The 17,521-nt window shown below is 48.4% G+C and carries 17 protein-coding genes and 1 riboswitch; of the genes, 11 read left to right on the plus strand and 6 right to left on the minus strand.

Going from position 1 to position 17,521, the window contains the following annotated elements; genetic code table 11:
- Positions 1-408 precede the first annotated feature (408 nt).
- Positions 409-1,215, minus strand: a complete 807-nt coding sequence (locus DWZ03_RS04140; RefSeq protein WP_005825533.1) for a hypothetical protein — start codon at positions 1,213-1,215, stop codon at positions 409-411.
- 47 nt (positions 1,216-1,262) lie between these two features.
- Here DWZ03_RS04140 and DWZ03_RS20350 point away from each other — a divergent pair, with 47 nt between their 5' ends.
- Entirely contained in the window at positions 1,263-1,391 is a 129-nt protein-coding gene (locus DWZ03_RS20350; RefSeq protein WP_005837113.1) for a hypothetical protein, read from the plus strand.
- A 41-nt stretch (positions 1,392-1,432) separates the two neighbouring features.
- On the opposite strand, the gene DWZ03_RS04145 is transcribed toward DWZ03_RS20350, so the two are convergent.
- From DWZ03_RS04145 to DWZ03_RS04165, 5 genes are all read right to left on the minus strand, one after another.
- Positions 1,433-2,965, minus strand: a complete 1,533-nt coding sequence (locus DWZ03_RS04145) for a carbon-nitrogen hydrolase family protein (protein ID WP_005825535.1) — start codon at positions 2,963-2,965, stop codon at positions 1,433-1,435.
- 192 nt (positions 2,966-3,157) lie between these two features.
- A complete protein-coding gene (gene xylE / locus DWZ03_RS04150) occupies positions 3,158-4,645 on the minus strand; it encodes a D-xylose transporter XylE (protein WP_005837111.1) in 1,488 nt (495 codons plus the stop codon).
- A 114-nt stretch (positions 4,646-4,759) separates the two neighbouring features.
- A complete protein-coding gene (gene xylA / locus DWZ03_RS04155; RefSeq protein WP_005825539.1) occupies positions 4,760-6,076 on the minus strand; it encodes a xylose isomerase in 1,317 nt (438 codons plus the stop codon).
- 105 nt (positions 6,077-6,181) lie between these two features.
- The gene (locus DWZ03_RS04160; protein ID WP_005825540.1) at positions 6,182-7,660 is read right to left on the minus strand and encodes a xylulokinase; all 1,479 of its coding nucleotides are present in this window, start codon (positions 7,658-7,660) and stop codon (positions 6,182-6,184) included.
- 47 nt (positions 7,661-7,707) lie between these two features.
- A complete protein-coding gene (locus tag DWZ03_RS04165) occupies positions 7,708-8,439 on the minus strand; it encodes an NUDIX hydrolase (RefSeq protein WP_005825541.1) in 732 nt (243 codons plus the stop codon).
- A 398-nt stretch (positions 8,440-8,837) separates the two neighbouring features.
- Here DWZ03_RS04165 and fabD point away from each other — a divergent pair, with 398 nt between their 5' ends.
- From fabD to thiD, 10 genes are all read left to right on the plus strand, one after another.
- Entirely contained in the window at positions 8,838-9,725 is an 888-nt protein-coding gene (fabD, locus tag DWZ03_RS04175; RefSeq protein ID WP_005825542.1) for an ACP S-malonyltransferase, read from the plus strand.
- Positions 9,726-9,832: 107 nt separating this feature from the next.
- Positions 9,833-10,375, plus strand: coding sequence for a hypothetical protein (locus tag DWZ03_RS04180; RefSeq protein ID WP_165859847.1), 543 nt, complete (start codon positions 9,833-9,835; stop codon positions 10,373-10,375).
- Positions 10,376-10,449: 74 nt separating this feature from the next.
- Positions 10,450-10,540: riboswitch (TPP riboswitch) on the plus strand.
- A gap of 116 nt (positions 10,541-10,656) precedes the next feature.
- A complete protein-coding gene (gene thiS, locus DWZ03_RS04185) occupies positions 10,657-10,854 on the plus strand; it encodes a sulfur carrier protein ThiS (RefSeq protein ID WP_016273741.1) in 198 nt (65 codons plus the stop codon).
- Positions 10,851-11,510, plus strand: a complete 660-nt coding sequence (locus DWZ03_RS04190; RefSeq protein WP_195657551.1) for a thiamine phosphate synthase — start codon at positions 10,851-10,853, stop codon at positions 11,508-11,510. The genes thiS and DWZ03_RS04190 overlap by 4 nt, the downstream gene beginning before the upstream one ends.
- Before the next feature lie 23 nt (positions 11,511-11,533).
- Entirely contained in the window at positions 11,534-12,313 is a 780-nt protein-coding gene (locus DWZ03_RS04195) for a thiazole synthase (protein ID WP_035448505.1), read from the plus strand.
- A 164-nt stretch (positions 12,314-12,477) separates the two neighbouring features.
- A complete protein-coding gene (thiC, locus tag DWZ03_RS04200) occupies positions 12,478-14,160 on the plus strand; it encodes a phosphomethylpyrimidine synthase ThiC (protein WP_005837102.1) in 1,683 nt (560 codons plus the stop codon).
- A gap of 20 nt (positions 14,161-14,180) precedes the next feature.
- Entirely contained in the window at positions 14,181-15,314 is a 1,134-nt protein-coding gene (gene thiH / locus DWZ03_RS04205) for a 2-iminoacetate synthase ThiH (RefSeq protein WP_008664609.1), read from the plus strand.
- 35 nt (positions 15,315-15,349) lie between these two features.
- Positions 15,350-16,045: a HesA/MoeB/ThiF family protein gene (locus tag DWZ03_RS04210; RefSeq protein ID WP_009038438.1), complete on the plus strand. Its 696-nt coding sequence runs from the start codon at positions 15,350-15,352 to the stop codon at positions 16,043-16,045.
- Positions 16,046-16,063: 18 nt separating this feature from the next.
- On the plus strand, positions 16,064-16,666 hold the full coding sequence (locus DWZ03_RS04215) for a thiamine phosphate synthase (protein WP_016273738.1): 603 nt from the start codon (positions 16,064-16,066) through the stop codon (positions 16,664-16,666).
- Between the two features lie 21 nt (positions 16,667-16,687).
- Positions 16,688-17,509 carry a bifunctional hydroxymethylpyrimidine kinase/phosphomethylpyrimidine kinase gene (gene thiD, locus DWZ03_RS04220; protein WP_120128951.1) on the plus strand — a complete coding sequence of 274 codons (822 nt, stop codon included), beginning with the start codon at positions 16,688-16,690 and terminating at the stop codon, positions 17,507-17,509.
- The last annotated feature ends 12 nt before the right edge of the window (positions 17,510-17,521 follow it).

Here is a 17,521-nt window from a genome sequence, read left to right on the forward strand (position 1 = left end):
CATTTTAAGGGTGCAAATTTACAAAAAACTTAAATACAAGAGACTTTTTAAGAACAAAAAAATATGCAGGTACGATTTTAAAAAATATTCGCTCACTCAACACTGTCCCTCTTTTCTCTTTTCCCGAATTAGTACATAGAAGTGCATCTGTAGATGTCGTTTGGGGCAATGCAGGGTTCCCTAAGCAAAAAACGACAAAAAACGCAGAATTTGCCAAAACTTACCCCCTGAAAACTACGTTGAAAACAACAAATGAGAGGGCTATTTTGCTGAGTTCAACAAATGGTATGTAGAATTCTGCGAATGCTATTGCCGCAATCAGCAATAAGCGTGCAGAGAACAGCATGGGAAAGAATAATAAAGTATTATATTAAAAGAAATAATAACAGCATCATCAGCGGATAGACTTCAACTGTTGCTGCTGTAACTATAATGCAAGGTGAAATAATTAAGGTAATGATTCACCACTCCGAAACAATCCGATGTCTCATCGAAAGAGAGAAAGTAATACATCAGGTTTTCGGGTTCTTTCTTTTGGGTCAGGATTTCGTCCACATAGGCAAGAAAGGCGTTTTTGATGCTGTTATCGTTGTAGTAGTCTGCCAACTTTGCCAGTTTACGTTCTATGGGTTTGTTATGCTGCAATTGCATGGCAGATTTCGAGCGTTCAGGCTTCACATCTCCGGTCAGTCCCCCATCATTATAGTATTGGCGGCGCTCGTCATAGACTTGGCTCAGCAGTTGATAGATTCGGGCGGCAGCCTCGTGATTTATGGCGGAGGCAGGCTTCAGTTGTTCTTCCTTGCTCTTCTTCTGCATAGTGGCGTGGTAGGCAAAGTAGAGGATGAAGTCACGGAAGAGCGTGGTTTGGGGCATGATGATTTCTACCAGGACATCCACGTCGGCAAGTACACTGAAGTCCACGGAGTAATAGCGGACACGTCCACGGGTGACGGAATTGACCTTTATGTCGGTTTTCAAGAAGCCCAAGGCCGAGAATTGCTTAATGATGACTTCCTGCCGGGTACGGCGGATACGGGTTTCTTCCTCTACACGCGCCTGGGAGTAATGGAAAGGCTTGTATTTAAAAGAAATCTGTTTTACTGTAAGCCAGTCGAACAGAATCAGCTCGTCGGGAGCCAGACGGTAGTTAAGTAATCGCAACACATTGATGCAGAGAGGTATTTCGGGAGCAGAGAGAGCTTTCTTGGCCATTGTTTCTGTTTTTTAGAATAAAAGTTTTGTAAAGATACGGATAAACTATGGAATTACCATCCGAAATGCCATACTTCATCGTCCCGGATGCCACACTTCAGCAGCTGAAATGCCACACTCCGTTGTCCGAAACCTATGGCATTCCGGACGATGAAGTGTGGCATTTCGGAGAATAAGGTGTGGCATTGGAGGCAACCGAGTGTGGCATTCGGGAAAGTCATCTTTTCATCTTCACCTCGTACAAATCGCCTCTCCGGTCTTTCAGGTTGCGTACACTGCCGTAGGTATGCAGTTCATTCAGCAAGTCCAGATCCACATCCGACACAAGAATCATTTCGGTATTCGGAGTGGCTTCCGCACGCTTGCCGTCTGTGGGGAAAGCGAAGTCGCAGGGAGTGAACACGCCGGACTGGGCATACTGGATGTCCATGTTGTGCACGCGGGGAAGATTGCCTACACTGCCGGCTATCACTACAAAGCACTCGTTTTCGATGGCACGAGCATGGGCGCACACCTTTACGCGGCTGTAAGCATTCTGCGTATCGGTAAGGAAAGGAACAAAGAGTATCTGCATGCCTTGGTCCGCCATGATGCGGCTCAGTTCGGGGAACTCTACATCGTAGCATATCAGCACGCCTATCTTAGCACAGTCCGTATCGAAAGTTTGGATGGACTTGCCTCCGCTCAGTCCCCAGGACTTTATCTCGTCGGGAGTGACATGTATCTTTTCGTACATTTCATAACTTCCGTCACGTCGGCAGAGGAATCCTACGTTGTATAGCAGCCCGTCTTCCTTGATAAGCGGCATACTGCCCGTAATAATGTTGATGTTATAGCTGATGGCGAGCTTGACGAAACGCTCCTTGATTTCCTCGGTATAGGCCGCCAGCCCGCGGATAGCCTGCGACTCGCCCTCGTTGTTGAATTTTGCCATCAACGGTGCGTTGAAGTATTCGGGAAAAAGGACAAAGTCACTCTTGTAGTCGCTCACGGCATCCACAAAAAATTCCACTTGCTCAAAAAGGTCATCCAGTGTCTTGTAGGTACGCATCTGCCATTGTACCAAGCCTACGCGGACAGTGGTTTTGGGGTTTACATAGTCTTGTGTGGGAGCCTGATAGTAGATATTGTCCCATTGCAGCAGGCAGGCGTAGTGCTTGGACTCCTCATCATTGGGAAGGTAGTTGCGCATCACCTTGCGCACGTGGAAGTCGTTAGAGAGCTGAAAGGTCAGCACCGGGTCGAAGATTTCCTTTTGCTTCACCTTATCTATGTACTCCTTGGGGCGGATTTGATCGGCATATTTGTAGTAGTTGGGGATACGTCCGCCAAACATGATTGCCTTCAGGTTCAATGTCTCGCAAAGTTCCTTGCGGTATTCATACATACGGCGTGCCAGACGCAGGCCACGGTATTGGGGATGGATAAAGACTTCGATGCCATAAAGTATGTTGCCTTTCGGATTGTGGGTGTTGAAAGTCTCCTTGCCCGTAACCTGGGCGTAAGTGTGGTCGTTCTTCACATCATCGTAGTTCACTATGATGGAAAGCGCACAGCCCACGATTTTCTCGTCAACCACCGTCACAATCTGCCCCTCGGGGAAGATGCGTATCAGTTTTTCTATTTGTTTGTGCGTCCAGAACACATCGCTTCCGTCTGAATAAACGCGCGTAAACGATTGTGCCAACTGGTCATAATCTTCAATCTGCAGATTGCGTATCTGCACCTTATTGATTTTCATTGAATCCATAACTTTCTTGCTATTCCTGATTAAAAACAGTGCAAAGGTACGGTTTATCCTTACATGTTATCTTCCCCTCCGAAGATTTTTCTTTCCCATCTTGAACGGATAAGGGAAAAGATACGGAATTGATAACAAAAAGAGGAGGCATTCATCAGGCCTCCTCTTTCCCGTCTTATATGGACAGTTTCAATGACGGTCTTATCTATTGTTTCTTCTATTCTTCCACAGCTTGGTCATGTCTTCCAGTGTCTTGCCTTTCGTTTCGGGAACAAGCTTCCAGACAAACAGAGCAGCCACCACACAGATGATTCCGTATAAGCCATAAGCAAACATGTGCCCGAACTTGTCTCCCATATCTCCCAAACTCATATTGTACATAGGTACGAAGGTGGAAGATACAATGAAATTGAATATCCATTGGAAGGCTACGGCAATGGCTACTGCAGCGCCACGGATGGTATTCGGGAAGATTTCAGCAATCAGTACCCAGCAGATGGGGCCCCAGCTGAACATGAACGAAGCACTGTAGACCATGATGCTGACAACAGCCAACATGGGAGGAAGCCCTGCCACAACGTTGCAAAGAGCTACTCCGAAAGCACCTATCGCCATGCCGATAGACCCCGAGATGAGCAGCGGTTTACGTCCCCATTTCTCGACTGTAAAGACAGCCAGCAACGTGAACAGAATATTGATGATACCCATGATGACGGTTTGAACCATCGGGTTGCCCATTCCCATCGTTTCGAAGATACGCGGTGCGAAATAGAGTACGGCGTTGATACCTACCGCTTGCTGGAATACACTCAGCATGATACCGATAAAGATAACCATCCAGCCATAAGTGAAAAGCTTTTCCGTCTTTTCCTCTGCCGTGGCTTTGATTTGAGACAGAATAACCTTTGCCTGAGCCAAGCCGTTGATACGGCTTAACACCTGGAGTGCCTTATCATCCTTGCCACTCATGGCAAGATAGCGTGGCGTTTCGGGAACAAACAGTACGAGCAACGCAAAGACTCCTGCAGGAACAGCCTCACTGACAAACATCAGACGCCATCCTGTCTCTGTGGTCCATGCTGCCGCTTCGGGATTCAGAATCTGGTTGACTCCTTCAATGGCCTTTATCACCGGATTTGAATTCTCGCCCAGAATGAGGAAGTTCACGAAGTAAACCACCAACTGGCCGAAGATAATGGCAAACTGATTCCATGATACCAGAGTCCCGCGAATGTTGCTCGGCGCAATTTCCGCAATATACATCGGGCAGATGGCCGATGCCAAACCTACGCCGATTCCTCCCAATACACGGTAGAAATTGAATGCCACGAGCAAGGAATAGGAAGGAACACCATAGTCGAAGAAAAGGAATTCCGGGTAGTAGGAGCCCAATGCCGACAGAAAGAACAAGACGCCGGCTATGAAAAGAGAATTCTTACGTCCCAGATTGGATGCGAAGAATCCCGAAAGAGCACTACCGATGATACATCCGATAAGTGCACTGGAAGAGGTAATGCCGTGAATCGTATCTGTGTAGACAAAATCGGAGGCACCCATAAAAAATGCCTGAAGCCCTTTATCGGCACCGGATATGACTGCTGTATCGTAGCCGAAAAGCAAGCCCCCGATGACGGCTACCAGCACAATAGAGAAGAGGTAGAGTTTACTGCCTTTTTCTGTATAATTCATGATATTAATGATTAATGGTTAATGATTAGCGATTAATGATTAGCGATTAATGATTAATATTGAAACACCTCATGCGCAACTTATTAACCACTAATCACTAAACATTGATCATTATTAGCAGTACATATTCACGATTGCCTCATACAATTCCTGCTTGCCGCTGGTCTGTTTCGGCTCACCGTTGGCTTTTGCGTAAGCTACCAAATCCTCCAGTGTCAGTTTGCCATCTTCAAATTCCTTGCCTTTACCACTGTCGAAGGAAGCATAGCGGTCGGCCAGCATCTTCTTGTAAGGAGACTCTTCAAGCAGTTTGGCTGCACTTTCCAGTGCACGTGCCATCACGTCCATACCGGCGATGTGGGCAATGAAAATGTCTTCCAGGTCGGTGGAGTTGCGACGGGTCTTGGCATCGAAGTTTGTACCGCCATTGCCAAAGCCTCCGTTACGGATGATTTGCATCATTGCCTGGGTCAGTTCGAAGTTGTCAATGGGGAACTGGTCTGTATCCCAGCCGTTCTGGTAGTCACCACGGTTGGCGTCGATGGAGCCGAGCATACCGTTGTCTACGGCTACTGCGAGTTCGTGCTCGAAGGTGTGGCCCGCCAAAGTAGCGTGGTTCACTTCGATGTTCACCTTGAAATCTTTGTCCAGATTGTGAGCCTTCAAGAAGCCGATAACGGTTTCGGTGTCTACATCATACTGGTGTTTTGTAGGTTCCATCGGTTTCGGTTCAATCAAGAAGGTACCTTTGAAGCCGCGGGCACGTGCATAGTCGCGGGCGATGGTCAACATCTGTGCGAGGTGCTCTTTCTCACGCTTCTGGTCTGTATTCAGCAAGGACATGTAGCCTTCGCGACCGCCCCAGAATACATAGTTTGAACCTCCCAGTTCGATGGTAGCGTCGATGGCGTTTTTGATTTGGATGGCGGCACGTGCCACTACATCGAAATCGGGGTTGGTGGCTGCACCATTCATGTAGCGGGCATGGCCGAATACGTTGGCAGTACCCCACAACAGTTTGATGCCGGTTTCTGCTTGTTTCTGCTTGGCATACGCTACGATTTCCTTCAAGTTGGCTTCGTATTCTTCAATGGTCTCGGCTTCTTCGCAGAGGTCTACATCGTGGAAGCAGTAGTATTCGATACCCATTTTCTGCATGAATTCAAAGCCGGCGTCCATTTTGTTCTTGGCAGCCTGAACCTTGTCAGCCTCACCGTTCCAGGGGAATTTCTTTGTTCCGCCACCGAATTGGTCACCACCTTCTGCGCAAAGAGTGTGCCACCATGCCATGGCGAACTTCAGCCATTCGCTCATTTTCTTACCCATGATTACTTTATCGGCATCGTAATAACGGAATGCCATCGGGTTCTTGCTCTCTTTACCTTCGAATTTAATCTTTCCTATTCCGGGAAAATACTCTTTTGTTGCCATAAGAATTTAATGTTTTAATGTGAGAATGTGCCAATGACAGACACATTCATCACGGGGTTAATTATTAATTTATTGTTTTAACGTGCTAACGTTTTAATGTGCACATTAGCACATTACCCAGTGTTTCCAGCGCGCATATGCGTCGGCATAAGCCTGGCGGTCTGCCACTTTCGGCTCTATCACCTCGAGCTTCTCAAGCGTGGCAAATGCTTCGTTGTTGTCCTTGTATATGCCCACACCGATTCCGGCGCCTTTGGCGGCACCTACAGAGCCGTCGGTATCATACAGTTCGATGACAGCTCCCGTCACACCGGCCAATGTCTCGCGGAACAGCGGGCTGAGGAACATATTAGCCTTGCCTGCATGAATTTTCTGCACGGGAATGCCCATTTGTTCCATGATGTCGATTCCATATTTAAAGGAAAAAACGATGCCTTCCTGCGCTGCACGGATGATATGCTGTTTGCCGTGCTGGTTGAAGTTGATGCCATGAATGGAGCAGCCTATTTCCTTGTTCTCCAGCATACGCTCCGCACCGTTTCCAAAGGGCAGGATACTGATACCGGCACTGCCGATGGGAGCTTGCGCCGCCAGCAGATTCATATCGCTGTAGGAGATGCCTTCGGGAGCAACGGTGCGTTTTACCCATGAATTGAGAATGCCCGTACCATTGATGCACAGCAGAACACCCAGACGGGTTTGCCCGGCAGCATGGTTGACGTGTGCAAAGGTGTTGACACGTGACTTGGGGTCGTAGTTCACCTCACCGTTCACGCCGTATACCACGCCGGACGTTCCGGCGGTGGAAGCTATTTCACCCGGATTGAATACATTCAGGGAAAGGGCATTGTTGGGCTGGTCGCCGGCACGGTAAGTGATAGGCGTACCTTCTTTCAGACCCAGCTCTGCGGCTGCAGCAGCATTGACACGTCCCTGCTCGGAGAAAGTCGGTTTGATGTCGGCAATCAGAGAGGAGTCGAATCCATAATAGTCCATCAGAAAGTCGGCAACCCGGTTGTTCTTGAAATCCCAGAACATCCCTTCGGACAAACCGGACACCGTGGTACAGATGGTACCGCTCAACTTCATGGCGATATAGTCGCCTGGCAGCATTATCTTATGAATCTTTTCGTAAACGGAAGGCTCATTCTCCTTAATCCAAGCCAGTTTGGAGGCCGTGAAGTTGCCCGGAGAATTCAGCAAATGTGAAAGGCAAGTCTCCTCTCCCAATGTTTCGAAAGCCTTTTGTCCGTAGGGCACGGCTCTGGAGTCGCACCAGATAATGGCAGGACGCAACACCTGCTGGTTTTTATCTACACATACCAAGCCATGCATCTGATAAGAGATACCGATCGCCTTGATGTCTTCTGCGTTTACTCCGGATTCTGCCAATACCGCTTGTGTGGCCAGTTTCAAGTTTTCCCACCAGTTTCCGGGGTCTTGCTCTGCCCAGCCGGGCTTCACTGCGATAATTTCCGCTTCAGTCTTGGGGAAGAAGGCAGACGATACACACTTGCCGCTTTCCGCATTTACCAGACTCGCTTTTACAGACGAGCTGCCGATGTCATAACCTAATAAATACATTTCTATCAATATTAAAATGAAAGTGATATGAAGAATTTACAATCCGGCTACCGTCGGATTTTATTGTATATCTTTTTGTCGAAACGGTAGTAGCGTGCCGCCCGGTGGGCCACGCCCTGCTGTTTTTCTTCCAGGGGGACGACATACTCCATCAAGGCAATTTTTTTATGGAAATTGCGTACGTCGTACTGCTTGTCATACACCAGTTCGTACAAAGTGCGAAGCTGGGATGCGGTGAACTTACGCGGCAACAAGTCGAACAGTGAAGACGGGTTGAACTCGACGTACTGACGGACATAGGTAATGGCTTCCTTGATAATCAGGTTGTGGTCGAATGCCAGAGCCTTTATATCCGGCATGGCTACCCAACTAGCTTGATAATTGTCCAAATCACGGTTCAATGCGCGGTCTATCTTCACCAGGGAAAGATAGGCTATGGTGACAATACGCTCTACCTTGGACTGCATGGCACGTTCCAGCCAATGTACATCTCTGGGGTCCTTCGTACGGTTTTTTGAGCCGAATGCCTTGAATTGCATCAGATTGACGTTCTTCAGCCCCGTCAATTCATTCAACACCCGTTTGGCAGCTTCATCCAAATCCTCATCCATGTAAATCAAACTTCCGGGAAGCTTCATATCATGAAAGATTTCTCCTTCTTCCTCTCCTGCACGCTTAATTAGCAGAACCTTTAGCTGTTCTCCGTCAAAACCAATCACTACACAGTCCACAGAGATATGATTGTTTGCCAACGGCGTTTTTTGTTCTATGTTTTGCATAATATATCTCGTTAAGCGCTGCAAATATAAATAGGTTTTTCTAATTTGCAATAAAGGAAAAGAATATTTTTATAATGTTATAAAGCATTATTTTTCAACTGAATACATATCTTACTTTATACAATATCATTTTCAGTTGTTATCGTATGGAATACAATATGTAATTTACAAGAATATACAAGAGGTCTAATTGTAGGAAGTACAATAAGGAGAAAGTGTTTCATTTATAAGTATTTCAGCCTCCGGATACCACAGAAGGCCCAAGCATACATATTGTATTTTAGCTTCCCTCCTTAAAGTAAGGGCATTGCACAAAAAACATCCGTTTGTGCGGTGAATATCAGAAAAACCTCTACCTTTGCAGCACTTTTTATTTAAACACTAAAAAACGAGTAAATATGAAAGCATTTGTATTTCCGGGTCAAGGTGCCCAATTCGTTGGCATGGGAAAGGACCTGTACGAAAATTCGGCATTAGCCAAGGAACTTTTTGAGAAAGCAAATGATATCCTCGGGTATCGTATTACTGATATTATGTTCAACGGAACAGATGAAGACCTGCGCCAGACTAAAGTTACCCAACCTGCCGTGTTCCTTCATTCCGTTATTTCCGCCCTCTGCATGGGCGATGACTTTAAGCCGGAGATGACCGCCGGTCACTCATTGGGCGAGTTCTCTGCCTTGGTTGCTGCCGGTGCACTGAGCTTTGAAGATGGTCTGAAACTGGTGTATGCCCGTGCCATGGCTATGCAAAAGGCTTGCGAGGCACAGCCCTCCACTATGGCAGCCATTATTGCCCTGCCGGATGAAAAGGTTGAGGAAATCTGCGCTCAAGTAAGTGCTGAAGGTGAAGTTTGCGTGGCAGCCAACTATAACTGCCCGGGACAGATTGTAATTTCCGGTTCCATAGAAGGTATCAACAAGGCTTGCGAACTGATGAAGGCTGCAGGTGCAAAGCGTGCTCTGCCGTTGAAGGTAGGCGGTGCGTTCCACTCTCCGCTGATGAACCCTGCCAAAGTTGAACTGGAAGCAGCCATCAATGCAACAGAAATCCATGCTCCGAAGTGCCCCGTATATCAGAATGTAGACGCTATGCCTCATACTGACCCGGTAGAAATCAAGAAGAACCTGGTGGCTCAGCTGACAGCATCGGTACGTTGGACGCAAACAGTGAAGAACATGGTTGCCGATGGTGCTACGGACTTCACAGAGTGCGGTCCTGGTGCAGTGCTGCAAGGTCTTATCAAGAAGATTGCACCGGAAGCTACGGCTCACGGGATTGCATAATTCCTTAAATAGAATATTTTCAAGGCTGTCTTTCTTCAAATAGACAGCCTTTCTTGTTTTAGTAGGCCATTTCCTTTATATTTGCCACTCACAACAAAATGGGATATATGGAAAAGATTACGGAGTTCAGAAATACCTTGGCAGTACCTATTCATAAGTTATCGATAGACTCTCTGGTACAAGAGGTATGCCTCTGCCCCGAGTATTTTGAAGATATATACCGATTGACATACGATGAAAAACAGACGGTGTCATGGCGGGCAATATGGGTATGCGAGAAATTGAGCGAAATCCATCCCGGCTGGTTCATCCTACTGTACGATGAAATCATTCAACGGCTGATAGACTGCACGCACGACGGTTCCAAACGTCTCTTATTATCTATACTGTATAATATTCCCATCCCTACTCCAATCTCCGTCGATTTGCTGAATTACTGCCTGGACCACATGCTATCTCCGCAAGAAAGCATAGGAGTGCAAGCCCTTTCCATCAGAATAGCCTATCTGCTTTGCAGGAAGGAGCCGGAACTGCTGCAGGAATTGCAACTGATACTAGAAAATACAGAGCTTGATTTTTATTCAACTGGAGTCAGAACCACTGTTCGGAATACGCTGAAAAAGATACGTGCCACAAAGGGGCGCAAGTAAACAAAAAGTAATCACTGAAATAAAAAGTACGTTCTTTTGTTTTTTATTTCCGATTTTCCCTTACCTTTGTTGCCGTAAAGACAAAGGGGTGCCCCGACGGGCTGAGATTATACCCTCGAACCTGATGCAGTTAGTACTGCCGTAGGAATTGGATATTTCTTTCTTCACTGAACTTGCCGTAAAGACGCTTCTTTGTATTTACTTCCATTGTTTTATTTATACGAATCAGTAATTGAAATAGTTAAACTACCGATTTGCATTATTTCTTAATAAACAGAAAAATGAAAGTATTAGTCAACAACAAAGAAGTGAAAACCGGTGCCTCTACCCTTTCACAACTTATCGAAGAACTCGCCTTACCGACACAGGGCATTGCCATCGCCGTAGACAATCATATTGTGCTTCGCACGGAATGGCCCAAATATGCTCTGAGGGAATATATGTCTATCATCATCATCAAAGCAGCCTGTGGAGGATGAAGAAGATGAAGTACGAGAAACTGAAAAACTGCGGAATGCAGTTCATCACGCACTACACGGAACGATACTCGTATCTGGATGCTGCACGCATGGCTCTCGAAGGCGGTTGCCGCTGGGTGCAACTGCGCATGAAAGACACCCCGGTGGAAACGATAGAACCCGTAGCTTTGGAAGTGCAGGCCCTTTGCCGGCAATACGGTGCCACCTTCATCATTGACGACCATGTGGAACTGGCGCGAAAACTGCATGCCGACGGCGTACATCTTGGAAAGAAAGACATGCCCATAGCCGACGCACGCCGGATTCTGGGCGCGGAGTACATTATAGGCGGTACCGCCAATACTTTTGAGGATGTACTGCAACACTACAAAGCCGGTGCCGACTACATAGGCTGCGGCCCCTTCCGCTACACCACTACCAAGAAGAATCTGAGTCCGATATTGGGACTGGAAGGATATACAGCTATCATCCACCGGATGCAGGAGAAGGATATACACCTTCCGATAGTAGCCATCGGTGGAATAACCATAGCGGATATTCCAGCCGTTATGCAGACGGGGGTAAGCGGGATTGCCCTTTCGGGCACGGTACTGCATGCCGATAGTCCGGCAGATGAAATGAAAAGAATCATTTCTTTAATGGAGAATGAAAAATAAAGAATTAATATATGACGACTGATATGGAAAAATTAGTGATTGCGGGACGTGAGTTCAACTCCCGTCTGTTTTTAGGAACCGGAAAGTTCAATTCCGATGAAGTGATGGAGCAGTCTATCCTGGCATCCGGCACAGAAATGGTGACGGTAGCCATGAAACGCATTGAACTGGACAACAAGGAAGACAATATGCTGGTACACATACAGCATCCCGGTATCCAGCTTCTGCCCAACACCTCCGGCGTGCGCAATGCCGAAGAAGCTGTTTTTGCTGCACAGATGGCGCGTGAAGCTTTCGGCACGAACTGGCTGAAACTGGAGATACACCCCGACCCCCGCTATCTGTTGCCCGATTCTGTGGAGACGCTGAAAGCCACGGAAGAACTGGTCAAGTTAGGATTTGTGGTACTGCCCTATTGCCAGGCCGACCCCACACTGTGCAAGAGGCTGGAAGAAGCTGGTGCCGCCACCGTCATGCCGCTGGGTGCTCCTATCGGCACAAACAAAGGACTACAGACAAGGGATTTTCTGAGAATAATCATTGAACAAGCCAATATCCCCGTAGTGGTGGATGCCGGTATCGGTGCCCCGAGCCATGCGGCAGAGGCTATGGAAATGGGCGCTTCGGCTTGCCTGGTGAATACAGCCATTGCAGTGGCGGGCGACCCCGTGACCATGGCGGTAGCGTTCAAGCAGGCTGTAGAGGCGGGACGCATGGCATACGAAGCAGGTCTGGGCATACAGGCAGATAATTTTGTTGCGGAAGCCAGCTCACCGCTGACGGCTTTCTTGAATGAAAAATGACAAAACAGGGAGATTTACGATTAGACAATTTACGATTTACGATTGAAGTTACTCATGCAATCATAAACCTACCGGTTGAGAGAGGTTGTTTAACAATACAAACTCCAATCGTAAATCGTAAATTGTCTAATCGTAAATCTCTACATAACAAAACCTAAAGAAAAATGAACCAGAAGATAAAATTCCCCCGTTCCGAGAAAGTATATTTGCCGGGCACCTTGTTTCCCGAATTGCGCGTAGCTATGCGCAAGGTGGAGCAAGTGCCCAGTACGAACTTCGTTGATGGAGAAAAGGTACTTACTCCGAATCCGGAAGTGTATGTGTATGATACCAGCGGACCGTTCAGCGACCCTGCCGTCGAAGTGGATTTGAAGAAAGGGCTGCCCCGTCTGCGCGAGCCGTGGATACTGAAACGCGGCGATGTGGAGCAGCTTTCCGAAATAACGTCGGAGTACGGGCGCATGCGCCGCGACGACCGGTCGCTCGACTCTCTGCGCTTTGAGCACATCACCCTGCCCTACCGCGCCCTTCAAGGAAAATGCTGCACACAGATGTACTATGCCAAACAAGGCATCATCACGCCTGAAATGGAGTATGTGGCGATTCGCGAGAACATGAACTGCGCGGAGCTGGGAATAGAGACACACATCACACCGGAATTTGTACGCCGGGAGATTGCCGCCGGACGTGCCCTGCTTCCTGCCAACATCAACCATCCCGAAGCAGAGCCGATGATTATAGGCCGTAACTTCCTGGTGAAGATAAATACCAATATCGGAAACTCCGCCACCACCTCCGGCATTGAAGAAGAGGTGGAAAAGGCTTTGTGGAGCTGTAAATGGGGAGGCGACACGCTGATGGACCTCTCCACCGGGGAGAATATCCACGAAACGCGCGAATGGATTATCCGTAACTGTCCCGTTCCGGTAGGTACTGTCCCCATCTACCAGGCATTGGAGAAAGTGAACGGCAAGGTGGAGGACCTCACCTGGGAAATCTACCGCGACACCTTGATTGAACAATGCGAGCAGGGAGTGGACTACTTCACCATCCATGCCGGTATACGCCGCCATAATGTGCATCTGGCCGAGAAAAGGCTGTGCGGTATCGTGAGCCGTGGCGGCAGCATCATGAGCAAATGGTGCCTGGTGCACGACCGCGAGAGTTTCCTTTACGAACACTTTGATGACATTTGCGACATTCTGGCACAGTATGACGTTGCCATCTCTTTGGGAGACGGGCTGCGTCCGGGGTCTACGCACGATGCCAACGATGAAGCGCAGTTTGCAGAACTCGACACGATGGGCGAGCTTGTGCTGCGTGCCTGGGACAAGAATGTGCAGGCTTTCATCGAAGGTCCCGGCCACGTGCCCATGCACAAGATTAAGGAGAATATGGAGCGCCAGATAGAAAAATGCCACGATGCGCCTTTCTATACGCTCGGCCCCATCGTGACGGACATCGCACCGGGATACGACCATATCACGTCCGCCATCGGTGCAGCGCAGATAGGCTGGCTGGGTACGGCGATGCTCTGCTATGTCACTCCCAAAGAGCATCTGGCACTGCCCGATAAGGAGGATGTGCGTGTAGGTGTCATCACCTATAAGATAGCCGCCCATGCCGCCGACCTGGCAAAAGGGCATCCCGGAGCACAAGTGCGTGACAATGCACTGAGCAAAGCACGTTATGAATTCCGCTGGAAAGACCAGTTTGACTTGTCGCTCGACCCGGAACGTGCGTTCAGCTATTTTCATGCAGGGAAGCATGTGGATGGGGAGTATTGCACGATGTGCGGACCGAACTTCTGTGCGATGCGGTTGTCGAGAGAATTAAAAAAGAAATAAATGGGAATTGATAGAGCACTATGTTTTCAGACGAATTAGAACATATATCCTGGGAGGAAACCACGGCACGCATCCATGCCAAGACAGATGCGGATGTACGCCGTGCCCTCTCCAAAGAACATTGTAATGTAGAGGACTTCATGGCCCTCATCTCACCCGCCGCTGCCCCCTATCTGGAGACGATGGCACGATTGAGCAAGAAATACACCGAGGCACGATTCGGGAAAACCATCTCCATGTTCGTGCCTCTTTACATCACGAATTCCTGCACCAACTCTTGCGTGTATTGCGGTTTCCATATCAGCAACCCCATGCCGCGTACCATACTGACGGAAGAAGAAATCGTGAACGAATACAAGGCCATCAAGAAGCTGGCACCTTTCGAGAATTTGCTGTTGGTGACGGGAGAAAATCCGGCCAAAGCAGGCGTGCCCTACATAGCCCGTGCACTGGACCTGGCAAAACCCTACTTCAGCAATCTGAAAATAGAAGTGATGCCCTTAAAAACGGAAGAGTATGCAACGCTGAAAGAACACGGCATGAATGGCGTGATTTGTTTTCAAGAAACCTACCACAAGTCGAATTACAACATCTACCACCCCCGTGGCATGAAGTCCAAATTCGAATGGCGTGTCAATGGTTTCGACCGCATGGGGCAGGCAGGCGTCCATTCCATCGGCATGGGAGTGCTCATCGGTCTGGAGAAAGAATGGCGGACAGACATCACCATGATGGCTTATCACCTGCGCTATCTCCAGAAACATTATTGGCAAACGAAATACAGCGTCAACTTCCCCCGTATGCGTCCTTCGGAGAACGGCGGCTTCCAGCCCAATGTCATCATGAGCGACCGCGAACTGGCACAAGTCACTTTCGCCATGCGCATCTTCGACCATGATGTAGACATCTCCTACTCCACCCGCGAGCCTGCCGATATACGCGACCATATGGCAACACTCGGTGTGACAACCATGAGCGCCGAAAGCAAGACCGAACCGGGAGGATATTACAGCTATCCGCAAACACTGGAACAGTTTCATGTCAGCGACGAGCGCAAGGCTGTGGAAGTGGACAAAGCATTGAAACGCCTGGGGCGCGAACCAGTGTGGAAAGATTGGGATGCGAGTTTTGATTTGAAGGCTTTCAAGAGATGAGTGGCCGAATACAGAACCTTAATAATAATGAACAAATGAACCGATATGCCAGACAAACGTCCCTCCCTGAAATAGGCGAAGCCGGACAAGAGAAACTGCGTAATGCCAAGGTGTTGATAGTCGGTGTGGGAGGATTGGGTTCTCCCATTGCCCTCTATCTGGCGGGAGCAGGAGTCGGAACGCTGGGATTGGTGGACGATGACCAGGTCAGCATCAGTAATCTTCAACGTCAGGTTCTGTATGCTGAAGCTGACCTTGGGCAGCCTAAACCTCTATGTGGCGCCCGTAGAGTGCAGGGTTTGAACAGCGATGTAAACGTGGAAGTATACCCCTTCCGTCTGGACAAGAAGAATGCCGGAGAACTGATAAGGAACTACGATATAGTGGTAGACGGGTGCGACAACTTCGCTACCCGCTACTTGCTGAATGACGTATGCAACGCTTGGGGCAAGCCCTACGTTTATGGTGCCATTCAAGGCTTTGAAGGCCAAGTGTCCGTCTTCTGCTACGGTGAGAGTGCAAAAAACTATCGTGACCTCTATCCGGATGAAGAAGGGACACTGCTCATGCCATCTCCGGACAAATCGGTTATCGGCGTAACCCCTGCCATTGTGGGTAGCGTAGAAGCCAATGAAGTGTTGAAACTGATTTGCGGCTACGGTGAACCCTTGGCTGGAAAGCTATGGACGATTGATTTAAGGACCATGCAGTCGTATATTCTCTCATTATAGGCAAACATCCATAAAGATATGAAACTGATAGTCATTACCACGCCGCAATTCTTTGAAGGAGAAGCAGAGGCAGTTACCTCCTTATTCCAAAACGGTTTGGAAATACTCCACCTGCGCAAGCCGGGAGCTTCGGCAGAGGAGATGGGGAATTTTCTTCAACAGCTACCGATGGAATATATGCCACGCATTGTCACGCATGAGCAATTCCAGCTGGCATCCGTTTTCGGTCTGAAAGGAATTCATCTGAACGGGCGCAATCCGCAGATACCGTCCGGATATAAGGGACATGTCAGTCGCTCTTGTCACTCTCTTGAAGAAGTGTTGAAACATAAATCAGATTGTAACTATGTGTTCCTCAGCCCCATTTATGACAGTATATCCAAAGAAGGCTATTCTTCCGCTTACTCCTGCGATACCTTGCAGAAGGCGCAGCAAGCTGGTATTATCGACTCAAAGGTGATGGCATTGGGTGGCATCACCTTGGAACATCTTCCGGAAATAGCCGCTTTAGGTTTCGGAGGTGCCGTACTGCTGGGAGATGTCTGGCAGCAAGCGAAGGAAGCTTTCATCCCCCACTTCCTCCACCTGAAACAGCTTTCCTCTCACCCCTTTAATTTTTAATTTCTAATTTTTAATTATTTCATGCTTCCCCCTATTATCCTTTCCATTGCCGGTTCCGACTGTTCGGGTGGTGCAGGCATACAAGCAGACATAAAGACCATTTCCGCTTTGGGAGGTTATGCCGCTTCCGTCATCACGGCTGTTACTGCACAGAATACACTGGGAGTACAATCGGTTTATCCGATACCTGCGGATATGGTTAAGGCACAAATCGCCTCTGTTATGGATGATTTAAGGCCGGATGCCGTCAAGATAGGTATGGTATATGATGCCGGTATTGTGACCGCCATTGTCGATTGTCTTCAGACATATACTCCGGAGTGTATAGTCTATGACCCCGTCATGATATCGACCAGCGGACGGCGGCTGATGACCGAAGAAACCATACAAGTCATTAAGACGGAACTGTTTCCGCTATGCACCCTCATTACTCCCAACCTGAATGAAGCAAGCCTGCTTTGGGGGCGAACCATTGCCGGCACTGTGGAGATGCAGCAAGCGGCACAGGAATTATCCTGCAGATACAACACCGCTGTTCTTGTCAAAGGCGGACATCTGGAGGGCAATGACATGTGCGACGTGCTTTATTGCCGGCAACCTTCTGCCGGGGCTGACGTCCTGCCATCCGGATGCATCCTCTATTCCAATCCCAAAATAGAGAGCCGTAACCTGCACGGCACGGGGTGTACCCTTTCCTCTGCCATAGCTACATTTCTTGCCGGTGGCAGCAAACCCGATGAAGCAGTCTGCAAGGCTAAAGAGTATATCGGTACTGCGATAAACCGGGGGAAAGACATGAATATAGGGCACGGGAACGGTCCGTTATGGCACTTTCCCTTATAATGCGTTCTGACA

Source organism: Bacteroides sp. AF29-11, assembly GCF_003602895.1.
GTDB lineage: Bacteria > Bacteroidota > Bacteroidia > Bacteroidales > Bacteroidaceae > Bacteroides > Bacteroides uniformis.

Excerpts from the sequence above, each read along its gene's own strand:
- thiS (WP_016273741.1), top strand. The coding sequence starts at position 10,657 with ATGAAAGTATTAGTCAACAACAAAGAAGTGAAAACCGGTGCCTCTACC.
- DWZ03_RS04180 (WP_165859847.1), top strand. The coding sequence starts at position 9,833 with ATGGAAAAGATTACGGAGTTCAGAAATACCTTGGCAGTACCTATTCAT.
- xylE (WP_005837111.1), bottom strand. The coding sequence starts at position 4,645 with ATGAATTATACAGAAAAAGGCAGTAAACTCTACCTCTTCTCTATTGTG.
- DWZ03_RS04140 (WP_005825533.1), bottom strand. The coding sequence starts at position 1,215 with ATGGCCAAGAAAGCTCTCTCTGCTCCCGAAATACCTCTCTGCATCAAT.
- thiH (WP_008664609.1), top strand. The coding sequence starts at position 14,181 with ATGTTTTCAGACGAATTAGAACATATATCCTGGGAGGAAACCACGGCA.
- DWZ03_RS04165 (WP_005825541.1), bottom strand. The coding sequence starts at position 8,439 with ATGCAAAACATAGAACAAAAAACGCCGTTGGCAAACAATCATATCTCT.
- DWZ03_RS20350 (WP_005837113.1), top strand. The coding sequence starts at position 1,263 with ATGGAATTACCATCCGAAATGCCATACTTCATCGTCCCGGATGCCACA.
- thiD (WP_120128951.1), top strand. The coding sequence starts at position 16,688 with ATGCTTCCCCCTATTATCCTTTCCATTGCCGGTTCCGACTGTTCGGGT.
- DWZ03_RS04145 (WP_005825535.1), bottom strand. The coding sequence starts at position 2,965 with ATGGATTCAATGAAAATCAATAAGGTGCAGATACGCAATCTGCAGATT.
- xylA (WP_005825539.1), bottom strand. The coding sequence starts at position 6,076 with ATGGCAACAAAAGAGTATTTTCCCGGAATAGGAAAGATTAAATTCGAA.
- DWZ03_RS04210 (WP_009038438.1), top strand. The coding sequence starts at position 15,350 with ATGAACCGATATGCCAGACAAACGTCCCTCCCTGAAATAGGCGAAGCC.
- fabD (WP_005825542.1), top strand. The coding sequence starts at position 8,838 with ATGAAAGCATTTGTATTTCCGGGTCAAGGTGCCCAATTCGTTGGCATG.
- DWZ03_RS04190 (WP_195657551.1), top strand. The coding sequence starts at position 10,851 with ATGAAGAAGATGAAGTACGAGAAACTGAAAAACTGCGGAATGCAGTTC.
- DWZ03_RS04195 (WP_035448505.1), top strand. The coding sequence starts at position 11,534 with ATGGAAAAATTAGTGATTGCGGGACGTGAGTTCAACTCCCGTCTGTTT.
- DWZ03_RS04215 (WP_016273738.1), top strand. The coding sequence starts at position 16,064 with ATGAAACTGATAGTCATTACCACGCCGCAATTCTTTGAAGGAGAAGCA.
- DWZ03_RS04160 (WP_005825540.1), bottom strand. The coding sequence starts at position 7,660 with ATGTATTTATTAGGTTATGACATCGGCAGCTCGTCTGTAAAAGCGAGT.
- thiC (WP_005837102.1), top strand. The coding sequence starts at position 12,478 with ATGAACCAGAAGATAAAATTCCCCCGTTCCGAGAAAGTATATTTGCCG.